Origin of the sequence: Pseudarthrobacter sp. NPDC080039 (genome assembly GCF_040702335.1) — a bacterium.
In the GTDB taxonomy this organism is placed as follows: domain Bacteria; phylum Actinomycetota; class Actinomycetes; order Actinomycetales; family Micrococcaceae; genus Arthrobacter; species Arthrobacter enclensis_A.
In genome coordinates, this window is the sequence record NZ_JBFBKY010000001.1 from 395,628 (window position 1) to 408,485 (window position 12,858).

At 66.4% G+C, this 12,858-nt stretch carries 11 protein-coding genes; 5 read left to right on the forward strand and 6 right to left on the reverse strand.

Translation table 11 applies throughout. The features are described from left to right. Positions 1-3: 3 nt before the first annotated feature. Positions 4-426 (forward strand): Hsp20/alpha crystallin family protein, encoded by a 423-nt coding sequence (locus tag AB0313_RS01835; RefSeq protein ID WP_141941675.1) that lies wholly within the window; start codon positions 4-6, stop codon positions 424-426. 83 nt (positions 427-509) lie between these two features. On the opposite strand, the gene ppsA is transcribed toward AB0313_RS01835, so the two are convergent. The 4 genes from ppsA to AB0313_RS01855 form a co-directional block, all read right to left on the reverse strand. Beyond that, complete coding sequence (gene ppsA, locus AB0313_RS01840; protein ID WP_366303173.1) at positions 510-2,942, reverse strand: phosphoenolpyruvate synthase; 2,433 nt, start codon at positions 2,940-2,942, stop codon at positions 510-512. 75 nt (positions 2,943-3,017) lie between these two features. Continuing rightward, on the reverse strand, positions 3,018-5,573 hold the full coding sequence (locus AB0313_RS01845; RefSeq protein WP_366303175.1) for a cation-transporting P-type ATPase: 2,556 nt from the start codon (positions 5,571-5,573) through the stop codon (positions 3,018-3,020). Next, positions 5,570-6,031: a universal stress protein gene (locus tag AB0313_RS01850; protein ID WP_307306214.1), complete on the reverse strand. Its 462-nt coding sequence runs from the start codon at positions 6,029-6,031 to the stop codon at positions 5,570-5,572. The genes AB0313_RS01845 and AB0313_RS01850 overlap by 4 nt, the downstream gene beginning before the upstream one ends. Positions 6,032-6,077: 46 nt before the next feature. Then, positions 6,078-8,033 carry a heavy metal translocating P-type ATPase gene (locus tag AB0313_RS01855; RefSeq protein ID WP_366303177.1) on the reverse strand — a complete coding sequence of 652 codons (1,956 nt, stop codon included), beginning with the start codon at positions 8,031-8,033 and terminating at the stop codon, positions 6,078-6,080. Between the two features lie 198 nt (positions 8,034-8,231). Here AB0313_RS01855 and AB0313_RS01860 point away from each other — a divergent pair, with 198 nt between their 5' ends. After that, complete coding sequence (locus AB0313_RS01860) at positions 8,232-8,684, forward strand: flavodoxin domain-containing protein (RefSeq protein WP_366303179.1); 453 nt, start codon at positions 8,232-8,234, stop codon at positions 8,682-8,684. A 171-nt stretch (positions 8,685-8,855) separates the two neighbouring features. Next, a complete protein-coding gene (locus tag AB0313_RS01865) occupies positions 8,856-9,323 on the forward strand; it encodes a GyrI-like domain-containing protein (RefSeq protein ID WP_141941693.1) in 468 nt (155 codons plus the stop codon). A 42-nt stretch (positions 9,324-9,365) separates the two neighbouring features. Here AB0313_RS01865 and AB0313_RS01870 read toward each other — a convergent pair whose 3' ends face one another. Beyond that, positions 9,366-9,719 carry a hypothetical protein gene (locus AB0313_RS01870; protein WP_366303181.1) on the reverse strand — a complete coding sequence of 118 codons (354 nt, stop codon included), beginning with the start codon at positions 9,717-9,719 and terminating at the stop codon, positions 9,366-9,368. Positions 9,720-10,105: 386 nt separating this feature from the next. Between AB0313_RS01870 and AB0313_RS01875 the strand changes: the two genes are divergently transcribed. Beyond that, a complete protein-coding gene (locus AB0313_RS01875) occupies positions 10,106-10,378 on the forward strand; it encodes a DUF1508 domain-containing protein (RefSeq protein ID WP_141941698.1) in 273 nt (90 codons plus the stop codon). Between the two features lie 20 nt (positions 10,379-10,398). On the opposite strand, the gene AB0313_RS01880 is transcribed toward AB0313_RS01875, so the two are convergent. Beyond that, positions 10,399-11,856: a DUF5129 domain-containing protein gene (locus AB0313_RS01880; RefSeq protein ID WP_366303183.1), complete on the reverse strand. Its 1,458-nt coding sequence runs from the start codon at positions 11,854-11,856 to the stop codon at positions 10,399-10,401. Between the two features lie 103 nt (positions 11,857-11,959). On the opposite strand from AB0313_RS01880, the gene AB0313_RS01885 reads away from it, so the two are divergent. Further along, positions 11,960-12,811 carry a universal stress protein gene (locus AB0313_RS01885; protein WP_366303185.1) on the forward strand — a complete coding sequence of 284 codons (852 nt, stop codon included), beginning with the start codon at positions 11,960-11,962 and terminating at the stop codon, positions 12,809-12,811. Positions 12,812-12,858: the final 47 nt, after the last annotated feature.

A 12,858-nucleotide genomic window follows, 5' to 3' on the forward strand; every position in this document is an offset into this window, starting at 1 on the left:
GGAATGACTGACCTGATGAGATGGTTCGACACGCGCCGTTCCCCCATCGATGTCATCGAACGGCTTTTCGAAGGCGATATGGGCAGCTCGGCCATAAAGGTCGAGGAAATGGTGGATGGCAACACGCTGGTGGTGCGGGCAGAGCTGCCCGGGATAGATCCCGAGAAGGATGTTGATGTGACAGTCGCCGACGGCGTGCTGTCCATCAAGGCGGAGCGCCAGGAAAAGAAGGAACAAAAGGACAAGGACAGCTACCGGTCCGAGTTCCGTTACGGCTCCTTCATGCGCCGGATTCCGCTCCCCGGCGGGGTGCAGCAGGGCGACATCACCGCCTCCTACAAGGACGGCCTCCTTGAAGTCCGGGCTCCGATGCCGGACCAGGGGCAGCCATCCGGTGGTTCCAAGATCCCCATCACGAGGGGCTGAGGACCGGGACGGTACGACGCCGGTGCCTGGCTCCGTGGGGAACTACCCCTTGGAGCCAGGCACTTTTTCGTGGGCGCGCCTGGCTAACTCCCCTGGCGCGCCGAAACCGAAGCTGCTTTTGCCTCCGCTGCAGCTATCACCGGCAGCGTCCGGATGTAGGTATCGGGGTTCAGGGACACGGAATCGATCCCCTGGCTGACCAGGAACTCGGCGAGGTCCGGATGGTTGCTGGGCCCCTGGCCGCAGATCCCGATTTTGATGCCGGCAGCATGGGCCTTGCTGATGGCCTGGGCAATCATGGACATCACGGCAGGGTCCCGCTCATCGAACAATCCCGCCAGTTCCTCCGAGTCACGGTCCACCCCGAGCACCAGTTGGGTGAGGTCGTTGGAGCCGATGGAGAAACCGTCAAAGCGCTTGGCGAACTCCTCCGCCAGGACCACGTTGGACGGGATCTCGCACATCATGTAGAGCTGCAGCCCGTCGGCGCCGCGGACCAGTCCCTGCTCCTCCATTGCCTGGATGACCTGGTCCGCTTCCCCCACGGTACGGCAGAAGGGAACCATGACAATGACGTTTCCGAACCCTGCCTTCTCCCGCACGCGTTTGAGGGCCTTGCACTCCAGGGCAAACGCTTCCCGGTAGTGGCTGCTGTAGTAGCGGGAGGCGCCGCGGAAGCCGATCATGGGATTTTCCTCGGGACGTTCAAAGAACCTGCCGCCCATCAGGTGGCTGTATTCGTTGCTCTTGAAATCGCTGAGCCGGACGATCACCGGTTTGGGGTGGAAGGGGGCGGCGATCTTGGCGATCCCTGTGGCCAGCATGTCCACGAAGTACTCCTGCGGATCGTCGTAGCCGCTGGTGAGTTGCCTGATGAGATCCGCCTCCTGCGGGTCTGCCACCTTTTCCGGATGGACCAGTGCCATGGGGTGGACGCGGATCAGGCTGTTGATGATGAACTCCATCCGGGCCAGTCCCACCCCGGCTGCGGGCAGCCGCCACCATTTGAACGCCGCAGCCGGACTGGCGATGTTGATCATCACATCGGTGCGGGTGTCGGGAAGGCCAGCCATGTCCACTTCCTCCACTGAGTACTCGAGCAGTCCTTCGTAGACACGCCCCTCCTCCCCTTCCGCGCAGGACAAGGTGACCGGGACGCCGTCGGCCAATATCTCCGTTGCGTTGCGCGTTCCGACGACGGCGGGCACGCCAAGCTCTCGGCTGACGATCGCGGCGTGGCTGGTGGTCCCGCCGTGGTCGGTGATGATGCCGGCGGCGCGCTTCATCACCGGCACCCAGTCGGGGTCGGTCATCCGGGTGACCAGCACTGAACCGTCAACGAAGGACTCGATGTCCTTCGCGTCGCGGATAACGCACGCCGCGCCCTTGGCGATGGCATCACCGATCGCAGCCCCCGTTGCCAGGACCGGGCCGGGATGCAGGAGATGGTAGGTCCGGAAGGTGGACGTACTTCTGCGCGCCTGGACCGTTTCCGGCCGCGCCTGCACCATGAAGAGGTCACCTGTCACCCCGTCCTTTGCCCACTCCATGTCCATCGGCCGGCCGTAATGCCTTTCGACGGCGGCGGCCCACCGGGCCAGGAGGACAATTTCCGGGTCGCTCAGTACCAGCGAGCGCCGCTCCCGTGCGCTGGTATCAACGGTCCGGGTCCGTGCATCACCGCCCTGGCTGTAAACCATCTTGCGCTCCTTGGCACCCACGGCCCGTTCGATCACCGGGCTGAAGTTCGGGTCCGCCAGCAGCGGCTTGAACACCTGGTATTTGTCCGGGTTGATGGTCCCCTGGACCACCGTCTCCCCCAGCCCCCAGGCGGCGCTGATGACCACAACGTCGGGAAAGCCGGACTCGGTGTCAATCGAAAACATCACCCCGGAGGCGCCGAGGTCGGACCGGACCATCCTCTGGACGCCCACGGACAGGGCGACGTCCAGGTGGTCGTAGCCCTTCATCTCCCGGTAGCTGATGGCACGGTCGGTAAACAACGATGCGTAGCAGCGCCTGCAGGCATCAAGGACGCCGCGTTCGCCGGCCACGTTCAGGAAGGTTTCCTGCTGGCCAGCGAAGCTGGCGTCCGGCAGGTCCTCTGCAGTGGCGCTGCTGCGGACGGCCACCGGCAGCTGGGCCTGCCCCGTCCGGCCGCACAGGTCACGGTAATGCTCCTGGATATCGTCGGCGATGGCGTCAGGAAAGCTCGCTTGCAGGAACAGCTCCCGGATCGCGGCCCCCGTCTGGCGCAGTGTCGCCCTTCCGGCTCGTTGGTCCTCCATGTACGCCTTGATCCGGGGCTCCAGGTCGTTGGCAGCGAGGAAAGCGCGGTAGGCGGCGGCGGTGGTCGCGAACCCTTCCGGCACTCTCACACCCGCAGATTGCAGTGCACGGCTCAGCTCCCCCAGGGAGGCGTTCTTCCCGCCCACCGAGGGGATGTCCGTGATCCCGGTGTCTTCGAACCACTTGACGTTGGCATTGGCCAGGGAAGTTTCTGCGGCGGCACTCATGGCTCGATTCTGGTCTCCGGCGGGATGTGCCAGCAGAGTCTTTGGTCCCGGCGCCCGGCTGCGCTGCCGCTCCCGTCATGCGCGGCGCAGCCGGGCGCGGACCGCTTTGTGGATCCAGTCTGCCAACAGGACGGCGGGGGCTGCGAGGAGGGCCAGCAGGAGGCCCAGTGGGGTTGGCGGGGCCTGGCCCAGCAGGGTGGCGAGGTAGGGCACGTACAGGCATACCGTGAGGACGGCCAGTTCGCCCAGCACGGCCCACACCAGGAGCCTGTTGGTCCCCCAGCCAAGTTTCCAGGGCGGCACTGTGGCGCTTCGGCAGGCGAAGGCGTTGGCGAGCTGGCCCAGGACGACGGCGGTGAAGGCGGCTCCGGAGGCGGCCATCAGCAGCCCTGCCGCCGGAAGCTGCCCCCGGGCCCAGCCGCCGCCGGCCAGGACAGCGGAGAACACGGCCATCTCCGTGGCAGCCTCCACGGGGCCCAGGATGCAGAAAACCCGGATGATGAGCTGCCGGTCCATCAGGTGCCGGCGCTCGGGTGGCCGGGCGAGGACTCGGCGGCCCGGCGGTTCAGCGCCAAGTGCCAGCGCCGGCAGCAGGTCCGTACCGATGTCCAGGGCAAGGATCTGGAGGACACCCAGGGCAAGCGGGAACCGGCCGCCGGAGAGCGCCCAAATGACGAAGGGGGTCAGCTCCGCCACGTTGTCGGTGAGGTGGTAGGTCAGGAAGCGGTGGATGTTGGCGTACGTGGCCCTGCCCTGTTCGATGGCGGAGACGATGGTGCCGAAATGGTCGTCCAGGAGGACCAGGTCCGCGGCTTCGCGGGCAACGTCGGTTCCGCTTCGGCCCATGGCCACGCCGATGTCTGCCTCGCGAAGGGCCGGCCCGTCGTTGACGCCGTCACCGGTCATGGCCACCACGTGCCCCCTGGTCTGGAGCGCCTTGGCGACACGGAGCTTCTGCTCCGGCGAAACCCTGCTGACCACCACCCCGTCACGGTCCAGCAGTGCACCGAGCATCTGCTCATCCTCTGGCAGGTCCGCGCCTTCCAGCACGTATTCGGGGGCTCCAATCAGCCCTATCTGCCGCGCAATGGCGGCCGCCGTGGCCGGGTGGTCGCCGGTGATCATGGCGACTTTCACTCCCGCTTTTCGCGCAGCACGGATCACGTTTCCCACATCCGGCCGGGGCGGGTCCTGCAGTCCGATCAGGCCCAACAGCTCCAGTCCTGTTTCAAGTTCAGCCGCGGTGCCGGCGAGCCAGGCTTCCGGATTCCCCCTTAACCGTCGCCTGGCCACGGCAATGACGCGCAGGCCGTGCGCCGCCATCTCCTCCACTTGTTCCTTGAGCGGTCCGGGCACGGATTCACAGACCGGCAGCACCGTCTCGGGGGCGCCTTTGCAGAACAGGTCCGGCCCCACAAGGGCGGATTCGCGGCGCCGTACCGGATCGAACGGCAGGCGCCGCGATGGAACAGAAACCGACTCCGATCCTGTCAGCCGCCGGGCCAGGGCGTCGATGGCCGCTTCCATCGGGTCACCCTGGGCGCGCCACTGCCCCTTGTGCAGTTCAGCCCTGCCCTGCGAAGCCGTCCGCGCTGCGAGCGCCACCTGGACGGCCCGTTCCACACCGTTTCCCCGGACATCAGCGGTGGGCGCATACCCCTCGCCGGTGATGCTCACTGTCCCATCGGAGGTGAAGACCTCGACGGCGTTCATCCGGTTCTGCGTCAGCGTTCCTGTTTTGTCGGTGCAGATGAAAGTGGTCGAGCCCAGGGTTTCCACGGCTTCCAGGTTGCGGACCAGTCCATTCCGGGTCGCCATTCGCTGGGCTCCCATGGCCAGGGACAGCGTGACGGTAGGCAGGAGTCCTTCCGGGACCAGTGCGACGGCAACGCCGATGGAAAACAGGAATGAGTCGCGCCACTGGAAGCCCACCAGCAGTGATGCCAGGAAGAAGACCGCGGCGATGCCCAGGGCCATCCCCGCGGTGACCCTGACGATCCGGCGCAGTTCCAGTGCGAGCGGGGTGGGGGGCGAAACGGCCCCGCTGGTTAGGGCCGCAATGCCTGCCAGCCTGGTCCTCGCCCCCGTGGCGGTAACAGCGGCTTCTGCATAGCCGTTGACAAAGAAGGTGCCACCCCACGCCAGGTCCCCCGCGTTTTTGGCCACAGGGTCGCTTTCGCCCGTCAGCATCGACTCATCCACCGCGCAGGCCGACGCGGAAACAAGGACCACGTCCGCTGGTACGCGGTCACCGGCGGCCAAGAGCACCAGGTCATCAACCACCAGCTCGCTGGCATGGACTTTTCGAACCGTTCCGTCCCGCCGGACCGCCACGTCGGCGGGCAGCAGCCCCCGCAGCCTGGCGGCAGCGTGCTGGGCGCGTTCCTGCTGGATGTGGGCGAAGACCCCGTTGACGATGATGACGACGACGATCGCCACACCAAGTTGCGGCATGTCAGCGATGAAGGCCAGCGCGGCGGCGCACCACAGCATGAGGGCGAAGAAGTGCGTCATCTCCCCCCAGAGCTTCCGCCACTGCGGGACGGGTTTCTCCACGGGAAGCTGATTGGGGCCTGCCTGCTTCAGCAGCTGTGCAGCACGCTCGGAGCTCAGGCCCTCCACAGTCCTCACACGGCGTCCGCCTCCTGGCCCACCAGGACCACCGGACAGATGGAGTGGGCGGCGCAGGCCTTGCTGACGGAGCCGATGGAGGACTTGAGCAGTCCGCCTTCGCCGTGCCTGCCCACCACCAAGGCCTGGGCGCGGCGGCTTTCCTCCACCAGCACCTTCGCCGGCGGCCCGAACTTGATGGTCACGTCGATGTTCTCCGGGCGTTCCCCGGAGAAGGCGCGGCCCAGCGCATCATCGACAAGGCGCCCGGCAGCATCCTCCAGCCTTGCAGTGAACTGCCGGTCCGCTCCTTCAAGGCGCGACATCACCAGGTAGTCCGGCATCCCGACGCATGAGATGACTTCGAGCCGGGTGCCCAGGCGGGATGCGAGCATGCCCGCGTAGCGGAGGGCTGCGGACGAGTACTCCGAGCCGTCAACTCCCACGATGACAGGTTTGGCCCCTGTGTCTGCATTCATGGAGACCACGATCCCGCCAGGCGCCCGCCACGGGAAGGGCCAAAAGTCATGCCGGCGGCAGCCCCCGGGGCTTTAGTTTCGCGTCGGCGCCATGCAGGGCACGCAGGCCGTTCAGGATTGTTGCCAGGTCCACCAGCTCCTGCAGGAGGGCGCCGGCCACGGCTGGAATGTACCCGGTCATGGCGATGGCCATCAGGACGACGCTCAGCCCTATGCCGGTCCAAATGCTCACCAGTGCTACGGCCATGGTCCGCTTTCCGATGGCCACTGCCTGGGCCACCTTGGACAGGTCATCAAGCATGATCACGACGTCGGCAGATTCGCTTGCCGCCGTGGCCCCTTTGGCCCCCATCGCAATCCCCACGTCTGCCGCTGCCAGGACAGGAGCATCGTTGACACCGTCACCCACCATGAGGACCGGCCGTTCCCGAATCGCGGCCACTGTGTTGACCTTGTCCTCAGGAAGGCATTCAGCCTGGACATGGTCGATGCCGGATTCTTCGGCGATGTGCGCGGCTGTGGCGCTCGCATCCCCGGTCAGCAGCATGGTGTTGTGCACGCCAAGGCGTCGCAGGCTGGCGAGGGTGTCCACGGCATTGCCGCGCAATGGATCCTTCATGATCAGGGCGCCTGCGTACCGGCCGTCTACCGCGACGTGGACGGCCAGCTGACCGCTGTGGACTGCTGCTTCCCTGAACCCGCTGGAGGAGCTTCGGACCAGGCCGGCCTTTCCCACCACCACCTGCCGGCCCCCGCAGACGGCCTCCACACCGTGGGTTGCGCTCTCGGTGGCCTGCTGCACCGGCAGAAGATCCAGGTTGGCTGCCGCAGCGGCTTCGATCACCGAGGCTGCCAGAACATGTGACGAGTACTGCTCCGCCGAGGCAGCCAGCTGCAGGACCTTCCGGCTGCCCAGCGTTTCGCCCTGGCCGGGGGCCAGACGGATCTCGTCCAGGACGGGGCGGCCGGAGGTGAGCGTTCCGGTCTTGTCGAAGACCGCTGACTGTGCCTTCGCAAGCTGCTCAAGGGTCCTGGTGTTCTTGATAATGATGCCCTTGTGTGCTGCCTGGCTGGTACCCGCCAGGAACGCCACCGGGGCGGCGATCAGGAGCGGGCAGGGCGTGGCCACCACCAGCACCTCGGCGAAGCGGAGCGCCTCGCCGGACAGGAACCAGGCCATAACGGCCATGGCCAGCGCCAGGGCGGTAAAGGGAACAGCGTAGCGGTCAGCAAGCCGGACCACCGGCGCCCGGCTGTTGGATGCCTCCTCGACCAGCGCAATGATGCGGCTGTACTGTGAGTCCGCGGCGGAAGCGGCTGCCCGCAGCCGGATGGCCGCCACGCCGTTTACCGCGCCGCTGAGCAGCTGTTGGCCCCTGGTGCGCTCGACGGGAAGGCTCTCTCCCGTCAGCGACGATTCGTCCAGGCTCGCTGAGTCCGAGAGGAGTTCGCCATCCACAGGTACCAGCTCGGAGGGGCGGACCACCAGCACGTCCCCTGGAACAACGTCACCGATGGGCGTTTCCTCGAGTACTCCGCTGGCTCCTTCACGGTGCGCGAAACGCGGGGCCCGGTCCAGCAGGGACCGGAGTTCACGGGCAGCACGGCCCTGGGCAAAGTTCTCCAGCGCTTCCCCGCCGGTGAGCATCAGGATGACCACCAGGGCAGCCAGGTACTCACCCACGGCAACGGTGCTCGCTATCGCCATCAGGGCCAGCAGGTCGATACCCCAGCGTCCTTCCCGCAGGGCGCGCAGCATCCCCGCCGCACGGACCACCACGATCACGGCGGCGTAGGCCGAGGCGAGGACGCGCGCTTCCTCGCCCAGGCCGGATTGCAGCAGCACCAGCGCAGCCACCAGCATCAGACACGTCAGGGCGACAACGGGATACCGCCTGACGAAGTCCCGGCCCTTTTCGAGGGGCGACGCAGCGGGCCCCTGGCCATCAGAATTGCCGGGGCTTCCGCTCGCAGCCGCGGGCGGAGCGGGTTGTCTCCTCATTCAGCCCCACATCCAGGGGGATGGTGACGGTCGTGGCGCATGGATCCGAACCTACCCGGGTCCTGGCAGCCGGGCTAGGGCATTTGGCCCCGCCTTGTGCCAGCCGCCGGCCAAGGATGACTTTTGGCCCTGCCCCGCGGCCGGATCCGGGCCCAAGGTTGAGGCATCAAAACATTCGCAGACAAACCGGAGCCCCTCATGAAAGCCGTCATCCTTTATGACACCGCGTATGGGAACACCAGAACCATCGCCGAAGCCGTGGCGGCCAATCTCGGGCGAAGCGCGGCCGCTGTTCCGGTTGACGATTTTGATGCTGCCGCGCTGCACCCGGGGGACCTGCTCGTCGTCGGGAGCCCCATCAACGGCTGGAAGCCGACCGCCAGGATCAGTGAAACGCTGGCTGGCCTAGCCCGCCACGGGCTCTCCGGAGTGAAAGCCGCCGCCTTCGACACAAGGGTAAAGCTGTTCATTCATGGTGATGCCGCGAAAAAGATGACCAGAGCCCTCGCGGACGCGGGCGCCAGCATCGTGGGCGGCCCCATGGCTTTCTATGTCAAAGGCAGCGAAGGCCCGCTGATCGATGGGGAGAAAGAGCGGGCGGCAGCGTGGGCCGCCGACCTTGCGGCGTCGCTGGACATCCGGAAGGCATGAGCAAGCTGCCTCCGGATGCACCACCTGGAGCTCACGGAGACTTCACAGCTCGACGCCGAGGTGCGAGGCTGGCTGGATGCTGGAGGCGTACGACGCCGCCTGATCAACCTGCGTTCCTTCCAGGGTCCTATGGCCCTGTCAGCCGCCAGGCAGCACGTCCACGCTGGTGCCATGACTGAAAATGACCAGCCCCAGAAGATCCATATCACCGAACAACCAGTCGCTGTGGTCCGTGAACGGGTTCCCATGGATGCGCTGACGGGTTTCTTCGGCCGGGCCTTTGGTGCCGTCATGGCGGCGGTCCAGACGCAAGGCGCCAGCCCTGCCGGTCCGCCGTTCGCGCGCTACCACGGAATGCCGGGCGAAACCGTTGACGTCGAGGCGGGGTTTCCCGTCGCGGGAAACTTCCACGGTACCGGCGACGTGGCCAGCGGAACACTTCCCGACACGGATGCCTTCGAAGCCGTCCATGTGGGGCCGTACGACACTTTGGGCACCACATACGACGCCATCCGGGAACGCATGGCTGCCGAAGGGGCGGCGCCTGCCGACAGCATGTGGGAGTACTACCTGACCGACCCCGAACAGCAGCCGGATCCTGCTACATGGCAGACCCGGGTTGTCTGGCCCGTCGCTTAACGGGGGTCCCGGGTGACCGGGGTCCGGGGCCTGGGCCCGGTGCTATGACGTCCTGCGGCGGCTAAACGTGAGTTCCCAAGGCTGCGTGCCTTGGCCTGTCTCCTGCCATCCGTCGCGGGCAATTTCCTGCCGCAACTGCTTGAGGCTGGCCTCCAGGCCAGGAGCCCAGGCCTCTTCCGGAGGGGTCCGGTCCAGGGGTGGCCCGGGGAAGGTGTCGCTGGCGTAAAGCCGCGTGCCGTCCTCCGTCCTCCCCACGAACTGCAGCTGCGTCCGCCCGTATTGGGACCCGAGGGTGTAGAAGATGCGGGCCCACCATTTCCGCGATGCGGCATCCTCGAGTTCAATCCGGAGCCGTTCCTCTGCGCCGTGGCTTGGCTGCCGGGCAGTTGTGGACATTTCTTCCTCCCGGCGGACCGCAAACATCTTCCAACGTGGCATTCTGCCAAGGACCGGGACCGCGGGCCAGGGCCTTTGGTCACCGGCTGCCTGACGCCGGCGCCAGCCCGCACAAACCTCGGGACTGGCAACGACGGCGAAGGCCCTGTCGACCATTGATCCGCCTGCGCCGGCCGGACGCCTGACGCCCGGTCGAACTCATGGGCCGGCGCCGATCAGGGACTTTGGTCCCTAAAAGCGGGGCGGCGTGGTTTGAGAGGGTGGTGGGGCCGGAAGATGCACCGTGGCTGGGGTTGTGCGTCCCGGATTGCTGGACGGGAAGTCGGCCAGCCCGCCGCCGACAATGAAGTCGGCGGCGGCAGGATCGCGAAGGAGAGAACAGGCATATGGCAGGTACGTTCGAACTGTTTATTGATGAAGAATCCAAGATCCGGTTCCGGCTGGTCATGCCGGATGGGCATGTCCTGGCGGTTTCCGGGCAGTTCACTGATAAGCAGGCAGCGGCCGCAGCCATAGCCGAGGTACGGGAATGCGCCGGGACGGGACTGATCCGTGACGTTGCCCCGCCGCCTCCCGGAATTATCCTGGCTCCGGCACCCCACCCGCGGTATGCAGTACGCCGGGCCTCCCGCCGTCTGGGGGCCCTTGGGGCGGCCTGACACTGCACAGCCGGGAGGGGCTAAAAGCCCGAGGAACTGCCGGAGCCGGAGAAGCTTCCACCGCTGCTGCCGTATCCGGTGGTGCTGCCACCGCCTCTGGCTGAGTTGACGCTGCCCACTCCGGTGTTGAAACCGGAGCTGAACGTGGCTACCGTGAAAAACTGGTACGACGGATACACGGTGCCCAGGATGCTCGGTTCGTAGGTCCTTCCCCTGCGGTGGTCCAGTCCCTCATGGGCGGTATCCATCTGTTCGCGCATCAGGCGTGCCTCGCGGTCATTCCTGGCAAACCCCTGAATCACGGTTTCAGCGTGGTTCTCCAGCAATCCTGAGAGCCGGGTCCGTGCCTCGTAGAGCCGGTCCAGGGCCTTTTCCGGTGTGATCCGGCCGTCGGCAAGTTCCGCCGTCCACTGTTCTATCTCCCGCAGGCTCCCGTCCCGGAAGGACCGCAGGGCCGTGGCCGTGGCGGAATCCCCTTGCCCGTGGCGTTTGGCCAGGAGCTGTTCCAGTCCGGCCAGGTCCTTCCGGAAGGGGGCGAGTTGACGGTCCCAGGCGGTTGGCCACGTGGCGGCGCGGTTAAGCAGCGCGTTGCTGTCCGCGATGACGTCATCCAGCGCGTCAAGTTCGGCGGCACTGTCCGCAAACTGCCGGGCAAGCCTGAGGTTCTTCCGGCTGCTCAATGATCGTTTGCCAAGTGCGTGCACCTGGTTGGACAGCTCGGTGGCAGCGGCATACCGGCTGAGGAAGGTCCTGTGCTTCTCCAGGACCTGGCTGCCGTAGCGGGATTCTTCAGGGATGGTGGCGGCATTGAGTTCCGTCACGTCCAGGTCCATGCTGACACTGGAATAGCTTCGGTCCCCGCGTTCGATCTGTTTGCGGCAGGCCGCCCGGGTCACCGCGCGCACAACAAGCCACGCGGCCGCCGCCAGGACAACGAGTCCGAAGGAAACCCACGCTGTGATCAGGAACGCTGCCGACCTGTACCACGGCTGGTTGATCAGCTCCGCCGCCCGGCGGATTCCTGCCACCGTGCCGTCGGTCCACTGTGCATCCCGGAACAGTTCCTTGGACGCATCCTGGATGTCGCTGCGCTGCTCCAGCGACACCTTCCGGTCCTCGCCCATGTACGTCCCCACATGCCGGCCAACCGGGTCAAGCGCGAAAATGAACAGCCCGTCCGCCCATTTCTGACCGTCTGCGCTGATCCACTCCGGATGCCGGGACCGCGCGAACTTCAGGACCTCTTCATTCAGGTTGTCCTCCGCCTTTCCGTTGTACGTGAAGACGGCAACCTTGGTGGGTTCGTAGAACTGTATGCGTTCGACGGCGGGCAGCAGGGTTTTTTGGTCGAGCACTCCGGCCGTGTCCTCCACCACAACAGCGACGGGTGCCACGGCCGCGCCTGGCGCCGCCAACCCCAGGAGAAGGGCCGCGACGGCAAGCATCATTGCGGCGATCCGGCTGACCACGCTGCCCATGTCCCTCCCCAATACTTAGAATCAGGATGGAACCAGGGAGCGGGGCCGCCAAAGGGCCGAAGGTCCCGCTGGTGAAGCCCGGCCCTAGCGGGAGCGCAGTCGTATGAGGCAGGACCCAGGTGCCATCGTAGTCGGCTACGACGGCTCGGATGAGGCTGCGGCCGCCGTTCGCTGGGCGGCGCGGCATGCGCGTGCCACTGGCTCGGCCCTGAATGTGGTGCATTGTTCCCTGTGGCCGCTGCTGACCAGGCATCTCGGTCCGGTTCCGGGCGTGTCGAACAGCGGCCTGGAACAGTCGGCCCGGTCCGTCCTTGAGGAAGGGGTGGCGCATGCGGCCACGGAAGCAGAGGGCCTTCAGATCAAAAGCACCCTGCTCCACGGCTTGCCCGCGAAGCTGCTGGTTGAAATTTCCGCCGGGGAAAAGCTGCTGGTGGTGGGAAGCCGCGGCCTGGGCGGCTTCCTTGGGCTCCTGGTAGGCTCCGTGAGCCTGGAACTTGCAGCTGCTGCTGCCTGCCCTGTAGCCGTGATCCGGCAGGACCTCTACCCGGACGGCCCCGTCGTCGCCGCCGTCGACGCGGAAGGTTCACCCACGGTGCTGGAAGACGCCTGCGGGTTGGCTTCGGCGCTGAAGGCGCCCCTCACGGTGGTCCACGTCCGGCACCTCCCTCCCGGCTACTCCCGGCGTGGCCCGCACGAAGCAGGGACGGAGGCCCGGAAGGTCCTTGAAGCCGCCCTTAACCAGGCCCGTGCCAGGGCGCCCGGGCTTCGCGTTGGCGGCAGGGTACTGACAGACACGTCCATCCCGCGTGCCATCCTGGAAGCGTCGAAGGAAGCGCGGATGGTGGTGGTGGGTTCCCAAGGCAGCGGCGTCCTCAAGGAGACCATCGGTTCCACTGCGCACGCCGTTCTGCACCACGCCCAGGGACCTGTGCTCGTCTCCCGCAGGGGCAGCTGATCCCGGAGCGGAATGGTGGGTCCACCAGGAACCCGCATTCGTGGACG